Origin of the sequence: Tepidibacter hydrothermalis, from assembly GCF_029542625.1 — a bacterium.
GTDB classification, from domain to species: domain Bacteria; phylum Bacillota; class Clostridia; order Peptostreptococcales; family Peptostreptococcaceae; genus Tepidibacter_A; species Tepidibacter_A hydrothermalis.
Genome location: NZ_CP120733.1, coordinates 1,447,784 through 1,471,106, shown reverse-complemented (window position 1 = coordinate 1,471,106; position 23,323 = coordinate 1,447,784). Strand labels below are relative to the sequence as shown.

21 protein-coding genes are annotated in these 23,323 nt (G+C 29.5%); all 21 read right to left on the bottom strand.

Features of this window, described 5'->3' with window-relative positions; genetic code table 11:
* Positions 1 to 72: 72 nt before the first annotated feature.
* The 21 genes from dapG to P4S50_RS06445 all read right to left on the bottom strand — a co-directional run bounded on the left by dapG (position 73) and on the right by P4S50_RS06445 (position 23,298).
* The gene (gene dapG / locus P4S50_RS06545; protein ID WP_277733878.1) at positions 73 to 1,290 is read right to left on the bottom strand and encodes an aspartate kinase; all 1,218 of its coding nucleotides are present in this window, start codon (positions 1,288 to 1,290) and stop codon (positions 73 to 75) included.
* 17 nt (positions 1,291 to 1,307) lie between these two features.
* Positions 1,308 to 1,553, bottom strand: coding sequence for a YlmC/YmxH family sporulation protein (locus tag P4S50_RS06540; protein ID WP_277733877.1), 246 nt, complete (start codon positions 1,551 to 1,553; stop codon positions 1,308 to 1,310).
* 11 nt (positions 1,554 to 1,564) lie between these two features.
* Entirely contained in the window at positions 1,565 to 2,806 is a 1,242-nt protein-coding gene (locus P4S50_RS06535; RefSeq protein WP_277733876.1) for a M16 family metallopeptidase, read from the bottom strand.
* A gap of 126 nt (positions 2,807 to 2,932) precedes the next feature.
* Positions 2,933 to 3,643 carry a polysaccharide deacetylase family protein gene (locus P4S50_RS06530; protein WP_277733875.1) on the bottom strand — a complete coding sequence of 237 codons (711 nt, stop codon included), beginning with the start codon at positions 3,641 to 3,643 and terminating at the stop codon, positions 2,933 to 2,935.
* Positions 3,644 to 3,906: 263 nt separating this feature from the next.
* Positions 3,907 to 6,033: a polyribonucleotide nucleotidyltransferase gene (pnp, locus tag P4S50_RS06525; protein ID WP_277733873.1), complete on the bottom strand. Its 2,127-nt coding sequence runs from the start codon at positions 6,031 to 6,033 to the stop codon at positions 3,907 to 3,909.
* Positions 6,034 to 6,184: 151 nt separating this feature from the next.
* The gene (rpsO, locus tag P4S50_RS06520) at positions 6,185 to 6,451 is read right to left on the bottom strand and encodes a 30S ribosomal protein S15 (protein ID WP_277733871.1); all 267 of its coding nucleotides are present in this window, start codon (positions 6,449 to 6,451) and stop codon (positions 6,185 to 6,187) included.
* 260 nt (positions 6,452 to 6,711) lie between these two features.
* The gene (locus P4S50_RS06515; protein ID WP_277733869.1) at positions 6,712 to 7,635 is read right to left on the bottom strand and encodes a bifunctional riboflavin kinase/FAD synthetase; all 924 of its coding nucleotides are present in this window, start codon (positions 7,633 to 7,635) and stop codon (positions 6,712 to 6,714) included.
* Positions 7,636 to 7,650: 15 nt separating this feature from the next.
* Positions 7,651 to 8,553 (bottom strand): tRNA pseudouridine(55) synthase TruB, encoded by a 903-nt coding sequence (truB, locus tag P4S50_RS06510; RefSeq protein ID WP_277733867.1) that lies wholly within the window; start codon positions 8,551 to 8,553, stop codon positions 7,651 to 7,653.
* A gap of 14 nt (positions 8,554 to 8,567) precedes the next feature.
* Positions 8,568 to 9,518 carry a DHH family phosphoesterase gene (locus P4S50_RS06505; protein ID WP_277733865.1) on the bottom strand — a complete coding sequence of 317 codons (951 nt, stop codon included), beginning with the start codon at positions 9,516 to 9,518 and terminating at the stop codon, positions 8,568 to 8,570.
* Positions 9,511 to 9,876 (bottom strand): 30S ribosome-binding factor RbfA, encoded by a 366-nt coding sequence (rbfA, locus tag P4S50_RS06500; protein WP_277733864.1) that lies wholly within the window; start codon positions 9,874 to 9,876, stop codon positions 9,511 to 9,513. Before rbfA ends, P4S50_RS06505 begins: the two co-directional genes overlap by 8 nt.
* A 16-nt stretch (positions 9,877 to 9,892) precedes the next feature.
* On the bottom strand, positions 9,893 to 11,821 hold the full coding sequence (infB, locus tag P4S50_RS06495; RefSeq protein WP_277733863.1) for a translation initiation factor IF-2: 1,929 nt from the start codon (positions 11,819 to 11,821) through the stop codon (positions 9,893 to 9,895).
* A 5-nt stretch (positions 11,822 to 11,826) separates the two neighbouring features.
* Positions 11,827 to 12,129, bottom strand: coding sequence for a L7Ae/L30e/S12e/Gadd45 family ribosomal protein (locus P4S50_RS06490; protein ID WP_277733862.1), 303 nt, complete (start codon positions 12,127 to 12,129; stop codon positions 11,827 to 11,829).
* Positions 12,119 to 12,391 carry an RNase P modulator RnpM gene (gene rnpM, locus P4S50_RS06485; RefSeq protein ID WP_277733861.1) on the bottom strand — a complete coding sequence of 91 codons (273 nt, stop codon included), beginning with the start codon at positions 12,389 to 12,391 and terminating at the stop codon, positions 12,119 to 12,121. The genes P4S50_RS06490 and rnpM overlap by 11 nt, the downstream gene beginning before the upstream one ends.
* A 20-nt stretch (positions 12,392 to 12,411) precedes the next feature.
* Positions 12,412 to 13,455: a transcription termination factor NusA gene (nusA, locus tag P4S50_RS06480; protein ID WP_277733860.1), complete on the bottom strand. Its 1,044-nt coding sequence runs from the start codon at positions 13,453 to 13,455 to the stop codon at positions 12,412 to 12,414.
* A gap of 15 nt (positions 13,456 to 13,470) precedes the next feature.
* Complete coding sequence (gene rimP / locus P4S50_RS06475) at positions 13,471 to 13,932, bottom strand: ribosome maturation factor RimP (protein WP_277733859.1); 462 nt, start codon at positions 13,930 to 13,932, stop codon at positions 13,471 to 13,473.
* Between the two features lie 163 nt (positions 13,933 to 14,095).
* Complete coding sequence (locus P4S50_RS06470) at positions 14,096 to 18,376, bottom strand: PolC-type DNA polymerase III (RefSeq protein ID WP_277733857.1); 4,281 nt, start codon at positions 18,374 to 18,376, stop codon at positions 14,096 to 14,098.
* A gap of 94 nt (positions 18,377 to 18,470) precedes the next feature.
* Complete coding sequence (gene ispG, locus P4S50_RS06465) at positions 18,471 to 19,517, bottom strand: flavodoxin-dependent (E)-4-hydroxy-3-methylbut-2-enyl-diphosphate synthase (RefSeq protein ID WP_277733855.1); 1,047 nt, start codon at positions 19,515 to 19,517, stop codon at positions 18,471 to 18,473.
* An 11-nt stretch (positions 19,518 to 19,528) separates the two neighbouring features.
* The gene (gene rseP / locus P4S50_RS06460) at positions 19,529 to 20,524 is read right to left on the bottom strand and encodes an RIP metalloprotease RseP (RefSeq protein ID WP_277733854.1); all 996 of its coding nucleotides are present in this window, start codon (positions 20,522 to 20,524) and stop codon (positions 19,529 to 19,531) included.
* 12 nt (positions 20,525 to 20,536) lie between these two features.
* On the bottom strand, positions 20,537 to 21,688 hold the full coding sequence (locus P4S50_RS06455) for a 1-deoxy-D-xylulose-5-phosphate reductoisomerase (RefSeq protein WP_277733853.1): 1,152 nt from the start codon (positions 21,686 to 21,688) through the stop codon (positions 20,537 to 20,539).
* Positions 21,689 to 21,776: 88 nt separating this feature from the next.
* Positions 21,777 to 22,553, bottom strand: coding sequence for a phosphatidate cytidylyltransferase (locus tag P4S50_RS06450; protein WP_277733852.1), 777 nt, complete (start codon positions 22,551 to 22,553; stop codon positions 21,777 to 21,779).
* Positions 22,554 to 22,563: 10 nt separating this feature from the next.
* Entirely contained in the window at positions 22,564 to 23,298 is a 735-nt protein-coding gene (locus tag P4S50_RS06445; RefSeq protein WP_277733850.1) for an isoprenyl transferase, read from the bottom strand.
* Positions 23,299 to 23,323: the final 25 nt, after the last annotated feature.

Below are 23,323 nucleotides of genomic sequence, written 5' to 3'. Positions count from 1 at the left end.
AAGCAAAAAAATAAGTTGCTATTTAAATAGCAACTTAAAATAAATTTGAATTATACATATTTTTTTAAATTCTTATATTTTGGATAGATTGAATTCTTTATGAAGAGCATTAACTGCTTTTCTAAGATCTTCTTGTTTTATTACACAAGATATAGTCATACGTGAATCTGATGTTTGAAGTATTTCTATTTTTTCTTCAGATAATACCCTAACTATTCTAACCATTACTCCTGGTATACCATTTATTCTACTGCCTATCAAAGTTACCTTTGAACAGTTTTTAACTATTTCATAAGTTATATCATATTTATCAAGTAATTTCTCAAGACACTTTAACTTTTCTTCATCAATTGTAAATGCTTTTTCTTTCACAAAGAAATTGATCATATCCATACTTATTTCATTTTTTTCCATATCACTTAATATATCTGTAAATGTAGCTTCTTTACAGTCCGTAATTTTAACTTGTACTATACCATCTGCATTTGCTATACCAGTCATTAAATCTTTGTTCATACTCATATATCCATCTATTTCTCTTGATAAATATGAACCTATGCTAGTTCCATCTCCTGGATTCAAAGTGTTCTTAATTTTTAAAACAATATTATTATTTTTAGCTATCTCAACTGCTCTTGGATGAATAACCTTAGCTCCTTTTTCAGCCATTTGGAATACTTCCTCGTAGTTTATATGATCTATAACTTTGGCATTTGGTTCTATTCTAGGATCCGCAGTCATTATTCCATCAACATCTGTATAAATCTCAACAATTTTTGCATCTAGTCCAGCACCAACAATTACAGCAGATGTATCACTTCCTCCTCTTCCAAGAGTTGTGACTTCTCCATTTTCTGTAATTCCTTGGAATCCAGTTACTACTACTACCTTATTTTTTTGTAGTTCCTCTTTTATTCTACATGGATTAACATCAATAACTGATGAGTCTCCGTATTTTGCATTAGTGATAATTCCAGCTTGAGCACCCGTCAACAATATAGAGTTGATTTTTTTACTCTTTAGTATATTAACAAGCAAAGTACCAGATATTATCTCTCCACAAGACATTATAAGATCGAGTTCTCTCTTTGATACATCTTCGTTTACTTGCTTACACAGTTGTATAAGAGTATCTGTTGCATATGGAGCTCCTTTTCTTCCCATTGCAGATACTACAATTACTAGATCATAGTTTTCATCTTTGTATTTTTTTATTATTTCACATATCTTGTTCATTTTTTCATATGATTCTACTGATGTTCCCCCAAATTTCTGAACTAATATATTCATAGTCTTGCCCTCCAACGCTATATATTGCCTTCATATTCAATGATAATCATATCATTACCTATTTTTTTTACATTTTTCCATGGCACCTCTAATGTTGATTTATCTCTTCTAAATGAAAAGAAACTTCTATCTCTTGGTATAACCAAAGCCATGATTCTGCCTGTTCCTTCATCAACTACCAAGTCTGATTCAGCTATAATTCCCAGCCTTTCCCCTGTTGTCAAATTAACAATCTCCTTGCCAGCAATAGAAGACAATTTCATACTACTCCCCCCTAAAAACTTAAATTCTCACTGTTTTTACCAACTACAGAAATGGCTATTTTATCTTTGTCAAAAATACTTTTTATTATATAATCTATTTCATCATCTGTTACATTGTTAATTTTATTTAGTATGTCTTTTGGATTATTTACTTTATTTAATAAAATCTGTGACTTACCCATAGACATCATTCTGCTGCTGGTACTTTCAAGACCCAATATATAATTACCCTTTAATTGTTCCTTTGATCTTTTTATTTCTTCTTTTGTAAGACTATTTTCTTTAATTAATTTTATTTCATTAATAATAGAATTGTATACTTTGTATATATTCTTTTCACTCATACTGGAAGATATATTGAATGTACCCAAACCCTTGTTTAGAGTCAAATATGAGTAAATAGAATAAACCGTACCTTGTTCTTCTCTTATATTTTGAAATAGCCTAGAACTCATACTAGATCCGAATATATTATTTGCAATTGATAGAGCGTATATATGCTCACTTTCAAGACCTATCCCTTCAAGTCCCATACATAAATTCATTTGCTCTATATCTTTATTTCTAGTTATAACTCCTAAATTAAAATTGCAATTATTAATATCTATGTTTTTATCTTTTTTATTATTCCATCCTTTAAATTTTTCTTCTATGAGTTTGACTATATTATCAAAATCAAAATTACCACATATAGATATTACACAATTATTAGGAACATAGTATTTATAAAAAAACTCCATCATATTTTCTCTTTTTATTTTCTGTAAAGAACTTCTTGTTCCTAATATATTTCTTCCAATTCCTTGATTTTTATAAATCATTTCAAATAACATATCATGAGCCAAATCTTCTGGTGAATCCTCATACATATTTATTTCTTCAAGTATAACTGTTCTCTCTTTTGATATATCTTCATCTAAAAACAAAGGATTCAATATCATATCTGCTAGTATATCTATTCCAGATTCTATATGCTCATCAATCATTTTAACATAATAACAAGTAGTTTCTTTGCTAGTAAAAGCATTTATGTGTCCACCAAGGTTATCTATTTCCTCAGCTATTTTTTTTGCCGTTCTATTTTTAGTACCTTTGAATAACATATGCTCTATAAAGTGAGACATCCCATTTGTATATTCATCTTCATATCGACTACCAGCATCTATCCAAATTCCACAACTTACAGAGTTTACATGCTCTATTTCTTCACCTACTATAACTAAACCATTATCTAGAGTATATTTTTTAGACACTTTTCAGCCTCCCAACCTTTAAAGTTATACATTTAATTATAGTTTACATTATATATTTATTCAACATTAAAAAATTCGTCTACTCGCTAACGATCTTTCAAGTTCTGTTGCTCAAAAGTTGATTTACTACATATCAAATATATCACTAAGACATCCCACTTCATAACCATTATTTCTTATAGTTTCTATTATAGATTTTAAAGCCTGTGATGTAGCTTTAGTAGGATGCATCAATATAATACCTGACTCCTCCATATCTTTTGATTTTATTCTCTGAACTATTTTATCAGGATTATCTTTGTACTTCCAATCAATAGTATCTAATGTCCATTTTATAGGTATATAATTCAAATCAACTGCAGCTTTTACAGTATCGTCATTATAAGACCCAGATGGAGGTTCAAAAAATTTAGTATCCTCTTTTATTATGTTATCTATTATCTTTTTTGACTTTTTTATTTCATCATAATTTGCTTTATAATCAAGTTTGCTATAATCGATATGTTTATATCCATGATTTCCAATTTCATGCCCATCCGCTTTTATTTTCATAAGTATATCCGGATATTTATCTGCCCATCTACCTGTAACCATAAAAGTTATTTTAACATTTTCTTCTTTAAGAGTTTTTAACATAGTATCTATGTATTCATTACCCCAATCAACATTGCATGTTATAGCTACATGGTTTGAATTTTCTTTATTACCTTTATAAAAAGGCTCTTGCTTATTATTAAAACAACTAACACTATAATTAGTTATGAGGCTCATCATCCCAATAGCTAATATAAATAAAGCCATTCTAATTACTTTTTTCTTTTTAATTATAACTATCATAAATTCATCTCCTTTTTTATCTTGAGGGTATTAGCCTATAATACCTCGTCCAATATATATCTATTATTTGACTTATGAATTTATGCAAAAAAAATTCGTCTAGTTGCTCCGCACTGACTCATGTCGCCAACGATCCCTAAGGGCTCCGTTGCTCAAAAATAGTTGCAACTGTAGTTATTTCATCAATTTTATTCATATATTAAAATTTATATAATTTCTTTAAATAAAAAAAATAAGCACTTTATAAAGCGCTTATTTTGATACTACATTTTTTTTTCAGTTTCTGTTTTTTCTACTTTTTCTGTCTTTTCTGCTTTTTCAATCAATGCTTTTCTTGAAAGATTTATTCTTCCTTGTTTATCTATTTCAGTAACTTTAACTTTTACCATATCTCCTATTTTTAGAACATCTTCAACTTTTTCTACTCTTTCGTGAGCTATATTAGATATATGAATTAATCCTTCTTTTTTAGGTAATACTTCTACAAAAGCACCAAAATTCATTATTCTAGTTACTTTTCCTTCATATATTTCCCCTTCTTCAACTTCTTTAACGATAGTTAATATCATATCTTTTGCTTTTTGTCCTAATTCTTTGTCTGGAGACATTATGAATACTTCTCCGTCTTTCTCTATATCTATTTTAACACCAGTCTCTTCTATTATAGCTGTTATAGTTTTTCCACCAGGTCCTATAACATCTCTAACCTTATCAGGGTGTATTTTTAATTTTATTATTCTTGGAGCATATTCAGACATTTCTTCTCTATGAGTATCTATTGTCTTCTTCATTTCATTCAGTATATGAAGTCTACCGTCTCTAGCTTGTCCAAGTGCAGTTTTTAGTATTTCTTTATCTATTCCATCTATTTTTATATCCATTTGTATAGCTGTTATACCATTTGGAGTTCCAGCCACTTTAAAGTCCATATCTCCTAAGAAATCTTCCATTCCTTGTATATCAGATAAAATTGCTATATTTTCATTTTCTTTTATAAGTCCCATTGCTATACCTGCTACCATATCCTTTATAGGAACTCCTGCATCAAGTAATGACAATGTACTTCCACAAACACTTGCTTGAGATGTAGATCCGTTAGAACTTAATACTTCTGATACCAATCTTATTGTATATGGGAAATCTTCTTTACTTGGAATCATAGGCTCTAAAGCTCTTGATGCAAGTGCTCCATGTCCTATTTCTCTTCTTCCAGGACCTCTTAATGGTCTTGTTTCTCCTACACTGTACGCAGGGAAGTTATAATGATGCATATATCTTTTATCTTCTTCATCTTCAAGTCCATCTATAATTTGTACATCACCTAAAGATCCAAGAGTAGCTACAGTTAAAACCTGTGTTTGTCCTCTTGTAAAAAGTCCAGAACCATGTGTTCTTGGAAGAATTCCAACTTCTGACCATATAGGTCTTATCTCATCTGATTTTCTATTATCAGGTCTTATTTTCTCATTTACAATCATATCTCTTACTAATTCTTTTATGATACTATGTAAAACAGCGTCTACATCTTTCATATTTTCTGGATATATCTCTTCAAAATGAAGTAAAGTATCAGCTTTAACTTCAGCCATTTTTTCAGCTCTTTCAAGCTTTTCAACTGTTTTTATAGCTTGTTTCATACTTTCGCTAGCATATTCTCTAACCGCTGTTTCAACATCCTCATCAGGCTTATATAAAACAACCTCTTGCTTTTCTTTTCCAATTTCTTCTACTATGCTTTCAATGAATTCAACTATTTTTTTTATCTGCTCATGTGCAAACATGATAGCATCTAGCATTAAGTCTTCACTTAATTCGTTTGCACCCGCTTCAACCATCATGATAGCATCTTTAGTTCCAGATACTATTAAGTTTAACTGACTTTCTTTCTTTTGTTCTCCGGTAGGGTTAACTATAAATTCTCCATCTATTAATCCTACACATACAGATCCTGTTGGTCCATCAAATGGGATATCTGATATTGAAAGAGCTACAGATGAACCTATCATTGCTGCTATATCAGTAGGACAATCTGGATCTGTAGACATTACTGTTGCTACAACTTGTACATCATTTCTATATCCTTTTGGGAATAAAGGTCTAATTGGTCTATCTATTAGTCTAGACGTTAAAATAGCCTTTTCTGATGGTCTTCCTTCTCTTTTTATAAATCCTCCAGGTATTTTACCCACTGAATAAAGTTTCTCCTCATAATCGACACTAAGCGGGAAGAAATCAATTCCCCCTCTTGGCTCAGAAGATGCACATGCATTCACAAGTACAACACTATCCCCATATTTTAACATACAACTTCCATTTGACATTTCACATACTTTACCTATTTCCACAGAAAGTTTTCTTCCTGCTAAATCCATTTCGAAATTTTTATACATAATTTGCCTCCTCTCATAGGTAAAAGATACTACAAATTTTAATTTTAGTAAACAATTTTATTTAAAATACGCCATATATTTATTATTCCCTATTAGAAATAATTTATAATTTATTATGTATTTAAAAAGAGCAGGTAAACCCTGCCCTTTATTATTTTCTTAATCCTAATTTTTCAATTAAAGTCTTGTATCTGTCTAAATCTTTTCCTTTTAAGTACTTAAGTAAACGTCTTCTAGTTCCAACCATCTTTAAAAGACCTCTTCTTGAATGGTGATCTTTCTTGTGCATTTTTAAGTGATCATTTAACTCATTTATTCTAGTAGTTAATAATGCTATTTGAACTTCTGGAGAACCAGTATCTCCCTCATGAGTTTTGTAAGTTTCGATTATTTCTTGCTTTTTAGCTCCTTGTAACATATTAAAACACCTCCATATTTTTTTAACACCTATTGCTGAGCATTCGTCGGTGAATCAAATGCCGAGCAACGGTTTCAACATTAACCATTGTAACATAACTAGCTTTATAAGTAAACTAATTTTTCATCTATAAAGAAAGTATATGATTTTTAATCTTTCGATAACATTGATTAAAGAATTAAATTCGCAACCATTTTTGAGCAACGGAGCCCGTAGGACTCGTTGGCAACATGAGCTATGCGTTAGCATAAAGCGAATTTTTATAATGAATAGGAAATTATATTCTCTATATCCATATTCATCTGTTTCTTTAGCTCTTGTATTGTATCAAACTTAATTTCATCTCTAATTCTTCTTATGAAGTTAATAGATGCTTCTTTTTCATATAAGTCTCCACTATATTTAAGTATGTATGTTTCAACGGTGAATTCATTTTGTTTGACAGTTGGACTATATCCTATATTAGTTGCACCATCATAGATTTTTCCATCTATATTTACTGTTGTTTGGTACACACCCGTCTTAGGAATTAATATATTTTCGTCATACTTTAAATTAATAGTTGGAAATCCTAGTATATCTCCTCCTATTTTTTTGCCATGTACAACAATTCCTTTTAATTTGTACTGTCTTCCTAAAAATTGATTTACCTTATCTACTTCACCATTTTTCAGTAAACTCCTTATATAAGTACTGCTTATCCTTATATTTTCCAAACAAATAGGTTTCATAACGTTCACATCAAAACCATATGTTTTTCCAATATTTTGTAAGAACTCAGCGTTTCCACCTCTATTTAAACCAAATCTAAAATCGTGTCCTATAACTATTTGTTTTGCATTTAATTTGTCCAAAAGAATTTTTTGTATGTACTCTTGTGGATCTAAATTTATTACAAATTCATTAAATGGGATAGAAACGATTATATCTATTCCCATTTTATTTATAATTTCATATTTTTCTTCTTTGGTAATTATATTTTTAATTTTGTCTTTTCTAAAAAAATTAACAGGATGATTTGAAAATGTAAAAAGTACACTTTTCATTTTTTTATTTTTAGCTATTGATATAGTGTCTTTTATTATTTTTTGATGGCCTTTATGAACTCCATCAAAGTTTCCGATAGTTACAACCGTATCCTGTTTTATATTTATGTTTTTTATATCTGTAATTATTTTCATCATATTCAGCTCCAATAATTAAATAAATAATTTATGGCTTTTTAACAATATATTATCATCTTCTATTTTTATTTTCCCAATTGCGCAAAATTTATCATCTATATATACTTTTACTAATTGTTCATCATAATATTTTCGGTTAATTATTAGACCTTTTTGATATATAGTATTTCCATTAGAAAATGCCTTGTATGCACTTTGCTTTACATCTATTCTTTCATAGTTTGTAAGAGGATAGTCTATTCCCACTATGCAATCTTGTAATTTTGATTCTTCAGATGCTTGTTCTATTTCTTCTAGTGTATATGTATCTTGAATGTCAAAATTACCAGACTTTGTTCTAAGCAAAAACGACATATAAGCACCAACTCCAAGTTCGTCTCCTATGTCCTTACAAAGACTTCTAATGTATGTACCCTTAGTTACTGTAACTTCAAATAACACTTTTTCTTTATCTATGTTTTTTATTTTTATATCTTTTACTATTACTTTTCTTGATTTTATTTCAACATCAGTTTGTCCACTTCTCGCTAATTCGTACAACCTCTTACCATTAACCTTTATAGCAGAATATATAGGTGGTACTTGAGTTATCTCTCCCTCAAATTTTTTAAATGCCGCATATATATCTTCTTCATTTATATGACTTGGATCTTTCTTTTGTATAATCTCACCAAAAGAATCATAAGTATCTGTTTGTATCCCAAGTGTTAACTCTGCTATATAAGTCTTTTCTTTATTCAATATGAGTTCAGCTATTTTTGTAGCCTTACCAAGGCATATAGGTAATACTCCAGCTGCATTTGGATCTAATGTACCTGTATGTCCTACTTTTTTCATATTTGCAATTCTTCTAACTCTTGATACAACATCATGAGATGTCATACCTGTTGGTTTTAGTATATTAAGTATTCCATTCATATATTATCACTCTCTTAAATATGCTTTATTACTTCTTCTATAAGCGTTTTTTTAGCATTCTCTAAAGAATCATTTATTGTACATCCAGAAGCCCTCACATGGCCTCCTCCTCCAAATACTTTTGCTATTTCACTAACATTGACATATGATTTTGATCTTAAGCTTATTTTAATCTGATTAGATTTTTTTTGCTTAAATAAAATCCCAACTTCTACTCCATTTATATCTCTAGCATAGTTTACAAATCCATCTACATCATTAAATGTTATATTGTTGTTTTTAAACATTTGAGTAGTCAATTCAATAGTAGCTATTTTATCTTTTACAACGTTTAATGTATTTAAAGATTCTCCTAGTATTTTGACATAGTTCAAAGGATTATTTTGATATATACTTTGTATTATATCTTGCTTGTCTATTCCTTTTTTTAATAGTTCACAAGCCATTTCAAAACTACTAGGATTAGTATTTGAATACATAAAATTACCTGTATCAGTTATAAGACCAGTGTAAAGACAATTAGCTATTTTTTTATCTATAATATTTTTATCTATTTTCATAAGCATTTCATATACAACTTCACATGTAGATGATGCTTTATCGTCTACATAGTTTAAGTCCGCATATAAGTCATTGCTTGTATGGTGATCTATATTTATAGTTAAACTTGCTTCACTTTTTATAGTATCGCTACAACAAAGTCTATCTTTATCCCCACAATCAAGTGATATAAGTACATAGTCTTCAGTATTTATTTCTTCAGATTTATATATTTTAATATCTTTATATAAAAAATCTAAATTAGCAGGAAGATTATCATCTAATACAAACAAAGCTTCTTTCTTCATACTTTTAAGCGCATAGTATAGTCCTATTGATGATCCTAAATTGTCTCCATCTGGACTATAATGGGAAGTAATAATAAAATTATTACTTCCCATTATAGTATTTATTATTTTATTCATTTACATCATCTTCTTTTTTTGAATTGACGTTTTTAATTAAATTAGACATGTAAACTCCTTTTTCAATAGAGTCATCAAGTCTAAATATTATTTCAGGAGTATATCTTAATTTAACTTGTTTTCCTATTTCTTTTCTAACAAATCCACTGGCACTTTTTAATCCTTTTAGGGTTCCATCTTTATCTCCTGTAAGTACACTGATGTATATATAAGCATACTTTAAGTCAGAAGTAACATTAACATCCGTAACACTTACTAGAGAAGATATTCTAGGATCTTTTAGACCTTCTAAAAGCAATCTACTTACAACCTTTTTTATTTCTTCTCCTATTCTTCTTGTTCTAGAATATGATGCCATAGTATCTACAACCCTTCTATCTATTTTCTTTTTCTTTCATTATAAAAGCTTCTATTACATCGCCTTCTTTTAGATCATTAAAGTTATTTAATGCAAATCCACATTCATAGCCTTTAGCTACTTCTTTAGCATCATCTTTAAATCTCTTTAAAGAGCTAAGCTCACCTTCATGTATAACTATTCCATCTCTTACTAGTCTTACTTGAGCATTTCTTGCTAACTTTCCTTGAGTTACATATGCACCAGCTATAGTTCCAACTCCAGATACTTTAAATGTAGCTCTAATCTCTGCTTTTCCTAAGTCTTGTTCTACAAATTCAGGATCAAGCATACCTTTCATTGCAGATTGTATATCTTCTATAGCCTTATATATTACTCTATATGTTCTCATATCAACTTTTTCTTTTTCAGCTACATCTGATGCTGCTCCAACTGGTCTTACATTAAATCCTATTATTATAGCATTAGAAGCACTAGCAAGCATTACATCAGACTCAGTTATAGCTCCAACAGCTCCATGAATAGCTCTTACAGTTACTTCTTCGTTACTTAATTTTTCTAAAGACTGTTTTACAGCTTGAACTGAACCTTGAACATCTGCCTTTATTATTATATTAAGCTCTTTTACATCACCTTGTTCCATTTGTTTAAATAAATCATCTAATGATACCTTTTGACTAGATTTCATTTGTCTTGCTCTAATTTTATCTTTTCTTTTATCAGCTATACTTCTAGCCATCTTATCATTTTTAACTACTACAAACTGATCTCCTGCTTGAGGAACCTCAGAAAGTCCAAGTATTTCAACTGGTATAGACGGTGCTGCTTGCTTTACTCTTTTACCTAAGTCATTTACCATAGCTCTGATTTTACCGTGGGCACAACCAACAACAAGTGCATCCCCAACTTTTAATGTTCCATTTTGAACAAGTACAGTAGCTACTGGACCTCTTCCTTTATCAAGTTGTGCCTCTACAACAGTTCCTACTGCTTTTCTATTTGGATTAGCTTTTAATTCTTCCATTTCAGCAACTAATAAAATCATTTCTAGTAATGTATCTATATTTTCATTTTTAAGAGCTGAAACCGGAACAGATATTATATCTCCTCCCCAATCTTCAACTAAAAGTCCATGCTCTGTTAATTCTTGTTTTACTCTATCTGGATTTGCTCCAACTTTATCTATTTTGTTTATAGCTATTATTATAGGTACTTGTGCTGCTTTTGCATGGTTTATGGCTTCTACCGTTTGAGGCATTATACCATCGTCTGCTGCAACTACAAGTATAGCTATATCTGTTACTTGAGCTCCTCTTGCTCTCATAGATGTAAACGCTTCATGTCCAGGAGTATCTAAAAATACTATTTTCTTTTTGTCAACTTCTACTTCATACGCACCTATATGTTGAGTTATTCCACCAGCCTCTTTATCTGTTACCTTACTATTTCTAATAGCATCAAGTAATGATGTTTTACCGTGGTCAACATGTCCCATAACAGTTACAATAGCTGGTCTTGGTTTTAAATCTTCCGGTCTATCTTCCTCTATTTCTATTTCATCATCTATTTCATCTTCTTCATATCTTATACCTTTAAATCCGTAATCCATAGCCACACATGCAGCTAAATCAAAATCTATTTCTTGATTCATGCTTGCCATTACTCCTAATTTTATAAGCTTAGTTATAACTTGCGTAGCACTTTTATCTATTAATTGTGATAAGTTTTGAACTGTTATTTTATCAGCTATTTTGATTTCAGTTAGATTATTGTCACCATTTCCTTCTTCTTCATTTGAAAGTTCTTTTATTTGATTTATTTCTTCCTCACTTAAAACACTCATATTATTTTCTACAAGTATTTCTAACGAATCCATTTTTTCTATAATTTCTTCATTTGACATTCCTAATTCTTGTGCTAATTGATAAACTCTTGTCTCTGACAAAAGCTTCACCCCCTACTAATTTCTTTTATTTTTTTTGCAAATTGTTCACTTTTTATACCTATTACTGCTCTACTACTTTTTCCTATACTTTTTCCTAATTCTTCTTTCGTAAAATCTATTATATAAGGTACATCTCTATATTCAGATTTATCTCTAAAAAGTTTTTTTGTATTTTCCGATGCATCATTTGCTATTATAATTAATTTTATTTTTCCTTTTTTAAGATCAGATAATGTAGTATCATCTCCAGAAACCAAGTTACCACTTCTTAAAATAATACCTAATAGCGAAAGAATTTTATTTTTCATATTTCTCTATTTCCTCCGACAAGTCCTTGTAGACCTTTTCTGAAATTTCTAATTTAAACGCTCTATTTAGTGCCCTAGTTTTTATAGCCTTTTCTAAGCATTCCTTAGTAGCACAAATATAAGCTCCTCTACCATTAGCTTTACCTGTATTGTCTACAAATATTTCTCCATCTTTGTTTTTTACTATTCTTATCAAAGTTTTTTTAGAGTTTCTATCCTGACAAGTTATACATTTGCGTTGAGGTATTTTCTTTTGACTCAAGAATATCGCCTCCTTTTTTATTAATTATTAGCTTGACTCTCACTTTTTATATCTATTTTCCAGTTAGTAAGTTTTGCTGCAAGTCTAGCATTTTGACCTTCTTTACCTATAGCCAATGATAATTGATAATCTGGAACTATTACCTTTGCACTTTTCTCTTCTTCCACTAAGTCAACAGAAATTACTTTTGATGGACTTAGTGCACTAGATATAAATTCAGCAGGATTTTCACTATATTTTATTATATCTATTTTTTCTTCTTTTAACTCATCTACTATATTTTTCACTCTAGATCCCTTAGCTCCAACACAAGCTCCTATTGAATCTACATTTTCGTCTATAGAATGTACTGCCATTTTAGTTCTAGAACCAGCTTCTCTTGATATAGATTTTATTTGAACAACTCCATCATATATTTCAGGTACTTCTAATTCAAATAATCTTTTAATAAGTCCTGGATGACTTCTAGATAAAAGTATTTGAGGCCCTTTTGTAGTCTTTTTAACTTCTAGTATATATGATTTTATTCTTTGACCCACTTCATATGTTTCACCTGGTATTTGTTCAGTTTGATTTAATACACCCTCTATTTTTCCAAGAGAAATATATACTATACCTTTGCTTACTCTAGCTACTATTCCTGTAACTATTTCAGTTTCTCTATTTATAAATTCTGAATATATAACATCTCTTTCTGCTTCTCTTATTCTTTGAACTACAACTTGTTTAGCTGTTTGAGCTGCAATTCTTCCAAAGTTTTTAGGTGTAACTTCAAATTCAACCATATCTTCTAATTCATAATTTTTATTAATCTCTCTAGCTTCATCTATAGCTATTTCTAAAAAATCGTCATATACATCATCATTTTCTACTACTCTTTTTTGAGAATAAACTTTAACTTCCCCATTTTCTCTATCTATTTCTGTTCTAACATTTTGACACGAACCAAAATTTCTTTTGTATGCTGAAACAAGTGCCGCTTCAATAGTATCTATTAATATGTCTTTAGAAACACCTTTTTCCTTTTCTAATTGTTCTAAAGCATCTATGAATTCTAAATTCATCATTTCTCCTCCTTATTAAATTTTTACAGATAATCTAATTATAGATACTTCTTTTTTATTAAACTCTAATATCTCATCTTTATCTGTTTTAATTTTTATTATATCTTCAAATAATCCTACAAGCTCTCCTTCAAACTGCTTTTGTCCGTCTAAAGCTTTATAAAGCTTTAATTCAACATCTCTTCCTTTATATCGTTCAAAGTCTTTATCTTTTTTTAATGGTCTATCAATTCCTGGTGATGATACTTCTAAAAAATAGTTTTCTTTTATTGGGTCTACTTTATCTAATGTTTCACTCAATTCTTCACTTACCATTTTACAGTCATTTAATCCAATTCCGCCTTCTTTATCTATATAGACTCTTAAATAATAGTGTCCAGCTTCTTTAATATATTCTACGTCTACTAATTCAAAGTTATTTTTATCAACTATTGGCAAAACTATTTCTTCTATTGTTTTTTCTATATTTTTCTTCATATATGTATACCTCCTTTATTTAGTTTTTAGGTTGTTTATTTTTTAATAAGTCGCGTTTCCTATTATTATAAAAGAAAGAGTGGGCATTATCCCCCACTCTACATTTTATTAGTATATAGTTTTCTATATCAGTATACCATATAATGTTTTTTTGTGCAACTTATCACAGCAGAGATAATTGATTGGTCTCAGGTAGGCCTTCAATACAGCCATGGCTCTTTAATGTTTCAACTACAGTTTTTGAAATCTTAGTCCTTTTTCTCAAATCTTCTATTGAAAGAAATTCTTCCTTTTCTCTTTCTTTAGCAATATTAATAGCAGCATTACCCCCAACTCCCTGAAGAGCTATTAATGGTGGTAATAGTTTATTATCTACTATTCTAAATTTCTTTGCATCTGATTTATAAAGGTCTACTCTTGAAATTTCTATCTTTCTTGCAAACATTTCTACAACAACCTCAAGCACAGTTAACATACCTTTTTCTTTAGCAGTAACATCATTTCCAAGACTTTCTATTTCTTTCATCTTTCGAATAACTTCATCTTTACCTTTTATAACTAAATTAGCATCAAAATCTTCCGCTTTAGTAGTAAAATAAGTAGCATAAAAAGAATGTGGATAATAAACCTTACAATAAGCTATTCTAACTGACATCATAACGTAAGCTACCGCATGTGCTTTTGGGAACATATACTTAATCTTGTTACAAGAATCTATATACCACTGTGGCACATCATTATTTTTCATTTCTTCTTCATCTTCCGGAGTTAAGCCTTTACCTTTTCTAACCTTCTCCATTATCTTAAATGAAAGCTTAGGCTTCAATCCTTTAAATATAAGATAATTCATTATATCATCTCTTGTTGATATAACATCTTTTAATGTAACAACACCATCCCTAACTAAGTCTTGAGCATTGTTAAGCCAAACATCTGTACCATGTGATAATCCAGATATCCTAACAAGTTCTCCAAAAGTTGTAGGTTGAGTATCTGTAAGCATTTGTCTAACAAATTTAGTTCCAAACTCAGGTATTCCAAGACTTCCTATAGTACAATTGATTTCTTCACTAGTAACTCCTAAAGCCTCTGTAGATGTAAATATAGACATCGTCTTCTTATCATCAAGAGGTATTCTAGTAGCATTAATTCCTGTTATATCCTCAATCATTCTTATTATAGTCGGAACGTCGTGTCCTAGTATATCAAGCTTTAGTATCCTACCACTTATAGAGTGATAATCAAAATGAGTTGTTACAACTCCAGATGTAGAATCATTAGCTGGATATTGAATAGGAGAAAAATCATATATTTCTTTATAATGAGGAACAACCATTACTCCTCCCGGATGCTGCCCTGATGTCCTTTTGATTCCAGTGCACCCTTTAGATAATCTGTTAATTTCTGCTGATGTAGTTTTCATTTCATTTTCGTCAATATACTTTTTAGCAAATCCATATGCTGTTTTATCTGCTATCGTTCCTATAGTTCCAGCTCTATACACATATCCTTCCCCAAATAGTACTTCTGTATACTTATGTGCATTAGGCTGATATTCACCCGCAAAATTAAGGTCAATATCCGGTTCTTTATCTCCTTCAAATCCTAAAAACACTTCGAAAGGTATATCATGTCCATCTTTTATATAAGGTATTTTGCAAACAGGACACTCTTTATCTGGTAAATCAGCTCCTGATGTATAACTTCCAGTTTCAAAGAATTCCGATTTTAAACATTTTTCACATCTATAATGTGCTGGCAAAGGATTAACCTCTGTTATATCACTTGTCGTAGCAACAAATGAAGAACCAACAGATCCCCTTGATCCAACTAGATATCCATCTTGCAAAGATTTTGCAACTAGTTTTTGAGATATTATATATAAAACTGCATACCCATTACTTATTATAGAAGTTAACTCTCTCTCAAGTCTCTTTTCAACTACATCAGGAAGTTTTTCTCCATACATACTATGGGCCTTTTTATAACACATCTCTCTAAGGTCTTCTTCAGATCCTTCTATTACAGGAGTACATGTTTCATCTGGTATAGGTTTTATTTCATCTATTTGATCTGCTATTTTATTTGTATTAGTTATAACAACTTCCCTAGCTACCTCATCTCCTAAGTAACTAAATTCATCCAACATATTATCTGTAGTTCTAAAATAAAGGGGAACCTCTTCATTAGCACTTTTAAATCCTTGTGAATGTTTTAATATTTTTCTATATACTTCATCATGAGGATCTATAAAGTGAACATCTCCCGTTGCCACAACTAATTTATCATATTTTTTACCAAGTTTTATAATTTCCCTATTAATATCTTTAAGTTCTTCATAATCTTTAACAATTTCTTTTTCTATCATAAACTTATTATTATCAAGTGGCATTATCTCTAGGTAATCATATAGTTCTAATACTTCCTCTATTTCATAATTTTCTTTATTTTTAAGTATGCTTTGATACACTTCACCATTTTCACATGCAGATCCTATCAAAAGTCCTTCCTTATATTCTTTTAAAACACTTTTAGGTATCCTAGGTGTCTTGTAAAAATACTCCATATGTGATTTTGATATTAATTTGTATAGATTTTTAAGACCTATATAGTTTTTAACCAATATAGTTATATGATTACTTCTTACTTTTTTAAAATCAGCTACTTTAAACAATTCATTAACTTGGTGTAAATGAGTTGCATCTTTTTCTTGTAACATTTCCAAAAACTTTATAAATATTTCAGCTGTAGCCTCAGCATCATCAACTGCTCTATGATGATTTTCAAGAGAAACCTTAAGAGCTTTTGCTACTGTATTTAATTTATATCTTTTAAGTTGAGGAAGTAACTCTCTAGCAAGATTTATAGTATCAGCATATATATTATTAAAATCTAAAGACATTCGCTTACAATTTTCTCTTATAAAACCTATATCAAACTCTGCATTATGGGCAACCAACACACTATCATCTATAAAATCTAAAAAATCTGGCAGCACCTGTTCAATAGTTCTTTCATCTTTAACCATATCATTAGTTATACCTGTAAGTTCCTGAACTTTATACGGTATAGGTTTTTCAGGATTTACTAAAACACTAAATCTATCTACTATTTCAAAATTTTCTATTTTCACAGCACCAATCTCTGTTATCTTATCATTTTTGTTAGAAAAACCTGTTGTTTCTAAATCAAACACTACAAAAGTTTGACTTAGAGGCAATTTATTCGGATTTTTTATAACAGGATTAGTATCATCTACTAAATATCCTTCAACTCCATAAAGAACTTTGACACCATGTTTTTTAGATGCATCCATTGCCTCTGGAAAAGCCTGAACTATCCCATGATCAGTAACCGCTATAGCCTTATGTCCCCATTTAGCGGCTCTTTCAACAACCTTTGATACTGAGGTTATCGCATCCATAGCAGACATTTGAGTATGCAAATGTAGTTCAACCCTTTTCTTATCACTTTTATCATGTTTTTCTTTTTTCTTTGATTTTTGTATATCAGAAATATTTACAATAAGTTCCTGAGAATAATTATCAAATAAAGCATTCCCTCTAATCTTCAAATAAGATCCTTTACTTATATTGTCTACTACACCATCCTTATTATTTTCCCTTAAAAATAATTTACATTTTATAGAGCTTGTATAATCTGTTATAGAAATAGTTAATAGAGTTCTTCCTCCCTTTAACTCTCTATTCTCCACATCAAATACCTCTCCTTTTATACATACCCTTCCTGTTTCAGGAGTTACATTTTTAATAATTTCAATAGGATCTGTAATACTTTTACCATATATATTATCTGTTTCCTCTTTTTCAACCTTATGATCATTATTTTTCTTTTCATTTGTTTCAGATTTTGGACTCGCTACGATTCTATTGGAAAGTAAACTATCTGTTTCCTCGTCTTTCTTGGTTATATATTCTTCTAAATTCATATCGAATTTACTTTCAAGATTGAATCTAACACTCAAATCAAAACCTAATTCCTCATTTATCATACTTTTTATAGAATATGCAGTCTTCTTCAACTCCAATATTTTATATATTATTTCATTTTGTATATTTATAACTAAGCATCGATCTATATATGTCCATGTAATTTTTTCAGTAGATGTTAAAGATGAAACCATAGACTTCATTATAAATTCTATATTATTCCAATATTTATTTATAACAACACTTACATCATCTTCAATATTCTTATATCTTATTCTAAATTTTACATCATTAAAAAAAGTTAATTCATTTTTTATCTTGCTCTCAATATCTCTAATCTCAGATATATTTAGTATTTCTTTTGATTCTAAATAAAAATATACGATCTTATCTTCTTTAAAATAGACTATATTACTCAATAACACATTATCATATTTCTTATCTAATTTATTATACACTCCTATTTTTTCTAAATATTTTTTTATACTATCCATAATACCTCCCAGACAGTCTTAATGTTTTTATCCGTTTCACTTTATTAATAAAGTTCAATATATAGATTAACATAAAAATTCTAGACTAAAAAGTCTAGAATTTTTCTATTTCGCTTATTAATTCATTTATCAAATCATCACTCTTTATTTTTCTTACAATTTCTCCTTTTTTAAATAGGATAGCATTCTCATTTCCACCAGCTATACCAATATCAGCTTCCCTAGCCTCTCCAGGTCCATTTACCGCACAACCCATTATGGCTACAGTCATTTTTTTATCTATATCTTTTATCTGTTCTTCAACCTCTGAAGCTATATTTATCAAGTCTATATTACACCTTCCACAAGTTGGACAAGATACCACCTTAATTCCTTCATCTAATAAACCTACAGATTTCAAAATTTCTTTACCTACAAATATCTCTTCTTTAGGATCTCCCGTTAAAGATACTCTTATAGTATCACCTATTCCTTTAAGTAATATATATCCTATACCTATAGATGATTTAATAGTTCCTTTTTTTACGCTTCCAGATTCTGTTATTCCAACATGTAGTGGATAATCTACCTTTTCAGACATAAGTTCATACGCTTTTATAGTAGTATGTATATCGCTAGATTTTAAAGATATAACTATATTATGAAAATCCATACTTTCTAAAATATTTATATGTCTCATTGCACTTTCTACTAAAGCCTCTGGTGTAGCTTTTTCATACTTTTCAAGTAGATCTTTTTCTAAAGATCCTCCATTTACACCTATTCTTATTTTTATATTTTTTTCTTTGGCTTTTTCAACTACCATCCTTACTCGTTCTATACTTCCTATATTTCCAGGATTTATTCTAAGTCCATCTACGCCTTGGTTTATAGCTTCAAGAGCTAATCTATAATCAAAATGTATATCTGCTATAACAGGTATATTTATACCCTTTCTTATTCTACCTAGTTTCAACGCAGCATCCATATCAGGAACAGCAACTCTAACTATATCACACCCAACTTCTTCAAGACCCTTTATTTGATCTATTGTGGCATCCACATCTCTTGTATCAGTATTAGTCATAGACTGAATAGATATAGGATAATTTCCTCCTATTTTAATCTTGCCACAATCAATTACTCTTGTTAGTTTTCTCAAAAAATCACCTTCTATTTAATTATTCTAGACACATCATTATAAATTGTAAATACCATCAAAAGCATCAATGCAACAAATCCTACGAAATGTATAGACCCTTCTCTTTCAGGATCCATTTTTTTCCCCCTAATAAGCTCTATAAGTAAAAATATAATTCTTCCTCCATCTAAAGCTGGTATAGGAAGCAAATTAAACAATCCTAGATTTATACTTATAACAGCTGCCAAAAATATAACATTTATCATTCCAGCATCCGCTGCTTGACCTACTACATTTATTATGCCTACAGGACCTGCCACTTCATCTCTTGATACATTTCCAGTTATAGCCTTTCCTAGAAAATCTACCATTTGTCCTAATATGAAAAAAGTTTGATCTATAGAATATTTAAAAGATGATATTACATTTTTTTCATATCTAGGCTCTATACCTATCATTTTTTTACCCTTTTCATCTTTAGGTGTAATATTATATTCTAATACATTACCATCTCTTTGTATTTGAATTTTTATATCATCAGTTTTAGAATCAGATATTGTATTTCTTATATCTTCCCAGTTTTTTATATTAGAATCATTTATTTTTAATATCTTATCTCCCTGTTTAATTCCAACTTGTTGAGCTGGCAAGTTATCAATAGTATTTTCTATAATAGTTCCTGGAACCCCCTTATACATAAACATAACCGTAAACAACAATATAGCCAGTATAAAATTCATCACAGGCCCAGCAAATACTATACTTATCTTTTGAAATATAGTTTTATTATTAAAACTTCTAGGATCACTCGATTCCTCATCTTCACCTTCCATTCTAACATATCCCCCTATAGGTAATAATCTAAGTGAATATTCCGTTTCATCACCTTTATATGAGTAAATTTTAGGTCCCATTCCTATAGCAAACTCATGTATTTTAACACCTGCTTTTTTAGCAACTATAAAATGACCAAACTCATGAAATAAAACAAGTATTCCAAATACTATAAGAGATATAATGATATTCATATTTTCACCTTCCTATTTCATACTTTCTTTTATAAATTCTCTACTCCAATTATCTATATGTAATATTTCCTCTAATGTCGGTTCTTCTATTATAGAATGTTTTTCTAATGCTCTTTCTATATACATTGGTATATCATAAAACTTAATTTTGTCATTTAAAAATTCACTTACCAAGATTTCATTAGCTGCATTTAAAACAGTAGAATAAGTTCCACCTTTTTCTAAACATTCATAAGCAAGTTTTAAGCACGGGAAAGTATCGCTATCTGGCTTTTCAAATGTTAATGAACTTAGTTTTGCAAGATCCAATCTTTCATAATCATTATATATTCTATTTGGATATGAAAGTGCATACTGTATAGGAAGCTTCATATCAGTATTTCCAAGTTGAGCTATAACTGATCCATCTATGAATTGTACCATAGAATGTACTATACTTTGAGGATGAACTAACACATCTATATCACTTGCCTCAACTCCAAACAACCACTTTGCCTCTATAACTTCAAGTCCCTTATTCATTAAAGTAGCTGAATCTATACTTATTTTTCTTCCCATACTCCAGTTAGGATGTTTTAATGCCTCATTTTTAGTTATATCTATAAGTTGTTCTTTTGTTTTATTTCTAAATGGCCCACCTGATGCTGTTAATATAATTTTTTCAATTTCTTTATTACTTTCTCCATTTAAACATTGAAATATAGCAGAATGTTCACTATCAACTGGTAGAATTTTAACCCCCATTTTTTTAGCTTCATTCATAACTAATTTTCCAGCAGTTACAAGTGTTTCTTTATTTGCAAGAGCTATTGTTTTTTTATATTTAATAGCTTCTAAAGTAGGAATAAGTCCTATCATTCCAACAAGAGCTGTTAAAACTATATCTACACTTTCCAAAGATGCTATAGTCTTTAATCCTTCCATACCAGAATATATATCAACATCCACTTCATTTGGTAGAATTTCTTTTAATTCCTTAGCTTTACCTTCATTATATACAGCAACTACTCTTGGTCTAAACTCTAGTATTTGTTTTTTTAGCATATCTATACTAGTATTTATAGCTAAAGCTTCTATTTTAAATTTATCTTTGTTATTTCTCACAACCTCTAAAGCCTGCATACCTATAGAACCTGTTGATCCTAAAATAGATATTTTTTTCATATTATCCACCCCTTCTTAAACAGCGTAATATAATAGCTTCAGAAAATTCTGAAGCCCTAAGGTTAAATTTATTCTCTTCAATTATATCTTAATCTATAAAAAAATATATATAATAATAAACAAAAGGAGCTGTTAAAATTATACTATCAAATCTATCTAATATACCGCCATGTCCAGGTATTAATTTTCCATAATCTTTAACTTCCAGAAATCTTTTTATTGCAGATGCAAACAAATCTCCGATTTGAGCTATCATACTTCCTATAAGTCCAATTATGCCCATATGCATCAAATCAAATCCAAATATATATCCAAATACAACACAAGATAAAGAGCTCCCTATAACTCCTCCGATACTTCCTTCTATAGTCTTTTTAGGACTAACAGCTGGTATCAATTTATGCTTGCCAAAGAAATAACCACTAAAATAAGCAAATGTATCCGTCATCCATGCTATTACAAAAATTAAATATATGTAATTATAATTTGAAAATTTAGAAATCAATATTATATATTTCAAAAGATAGGGTATATATATTATACCAAGAAAAGTTATACCCATATCAATAACATTATACTTTCTCCTTACAAGTAATATGCACAATATAAAAAAAACAATAAAAAAGCCACATGTTATATATCTACTATCCATTTGTAAAATCGCACCAAAATAAATAATTAGAGTAGATAAATACCCCAACCAACTAACTCCATTGAAACTCTTGTTTCTAAAGGCATCATAAAATTCCTTTATAGCCATTAATGAAATTACCATAACACCTAAATATAAAGGAACTCCTCCATTTATTAAGATCAATGCTAAAACTGGCAATAATATTATCGAAGATACTATTCTAACAAACATATAAATCCTCCTATTTAAGTCCTCCAAATCTTCTTTCCCTATTTTGATAATCCAAAATAAGTTTATGTAAATTTTCTTTTCTAAAGTCTGGCCAGTATATATCCGAAAACCAAAATTCAGAATATGCTATTTCCCATAATAAAAAATTACTAACTCTATACTCACCACTAGGTCTAACTAATATATCTGGATCTGGTAATGATTTGGTACTTAAATAATTCCTAATAAACTCTTCGTCAACATCATCTATCTCAATTTTTTCATTTTTATAATCTTCAAGTATATTAACAATAGCATTTTTAATATCATGTCTGCTTCCATAATTCAAAGCTAATGTAAGTGTAAGTCCTGTATTATATTTAGTAAGTTCTTTCGATTTTTTAATTTCTTCAGCTGCAACGCTAGGTAGATACGATATATCTCCTATAGTATTAAAAATAACATTATTTTCATGTAACTCTTTTATTTCTTTTTTTAAATATTGAACTAGTAAATTCATAAGAGCACTTACTTCATCTTTAGGTCTTTTCCAATTTTCTGTAGAAAAAGCATATAAAGTCAAATATCCAACTCCTAAACTACTACATTCTTTTACAATTTCTCTTATAGTTTCAACGCCCGCCTTATGTCCAAACGTTCTAGGTAAAAACCTTTTTTTTGCCCATCGTCCATTCCCATCCATTATAATAGCTATATGTTTTGGTATATTATTTTTATCTATATCATTCAATATATTTTTCTCCATATTTTCCTCCAATCAAATATTTTTC

Bases quoted from the DNA above. Each gene is read 5' to 3' on its own strand.
- dapG (WP_277733878.1), bottom strand. From the start codon at position 1,290: ATGAATATATTAGTTCAGAAATTTGGGGGAACATCAGTAGAATCATAT.
- P4S50_RS06540 (WP_277733877.1), bottom strand. From the start codon at position 1,553: ATGAAATTGTCTTCTATTGCTGGCAAGGAGATTGTTAATTTGACAACA.
- P4S50_RS06530 (WP_277733875.1), bottom strand. From the start codon at position 3,643: ATGATAGTTATAATTAAAAAGAAAAAAGTAATTAGAATGGCTTTATTT.
- pnp (WP_277733873.1), bottom strand. From the start codon at position 6,033: ATGTATAAAAATTTCGAAATGGATTTAGCAGGAAGAAAACTTTCTGTG.
- rpsO (WP_277733871.1), bottom strand. From the start codon at position 6,451: ATGTTACAAGGAGCTAAAAAGCAAGAAATAATCGAAACTTACAAAACT.
- P4S50_RS06515 (WP_277733869.1), bottom strand. From the start codon at position 7,635: ATGATGAAAATAATTACAGATATAAAAAACATAAATATAAAACAGGAT.
- truB (WP_277733867.1), bottom strand. From the start codon at position 8,553: ATGAATGGAATACTTAATATACTAAAACCAACAGGTATGACATCTCAT.
- P4S50_RS06505 (WP_277733865.1), bottom strand. From the start codon at position 9,518: ATGAATAAAATAATAAATACTATAATGGGAAGTAATAATTTTATTATT.
- rbfA (WP_277733864.1), bottom strand. From the start codon at position 9,876: ATGGCATCATATTCTAGAACAAGAAGAATAGGAGAAGAAATAAAAAAG.
- P4S50_RS06490 (WP_277733862.1), bottom strand. From the start codon at position 12,129: ATGAAAAATAAAATTCTTTCGCTATTAGGTATTATTTTAAGAAGTGGT.
- nusA (WP_277733860.1), bottom strand. From the start codon at position 13,455: ATGAATTTAGAATTCATAGATGCTTTAGAACAATTAGAAAAGGAAAAA.
- rimP (WP_277733859.1), bottom strand. From the start codon at position 13,932: ATGAAGAAAAATATAGAAAAAACAATAGAAGAAATAGTTTTGCCAATA.
- P4S50_RS06470 (WP_277733857.1), bottom strand. From the start codon at position 18,376: ATGGATAGTATAAAAAAATATTTAGAAAAAATAGGAGTGTATAATAAA.
- rseP (WP_277733854.1), bottom strand. From the start codon at position 20,524: ATGAATATCATTATATCTCTTATAGTATTTGGAATACTTGTTTTATTT.
- P4S50_RS06455 (WP_277733853.1), bottom strand. From the start codon at position 21,688: ATGAAAAAAATATCTATTTTAGGATCAACAGGTTCTATAGGTATGCAG.
- P4S50_RS06450 (WP_277733852.1), bottom strand. From the start codon at position 22,553: ATGTTTGTTAGAATAGTATCTTCGATAATATTATTGCCAGTTTTAGCA.
- P4S50_RS06445 (WP_277733850.1), bottom strand. From the start codon at position 23,298: ATGGAGAAAAATATATTGAATGATATAGATAAAAATAATATACCAAAA.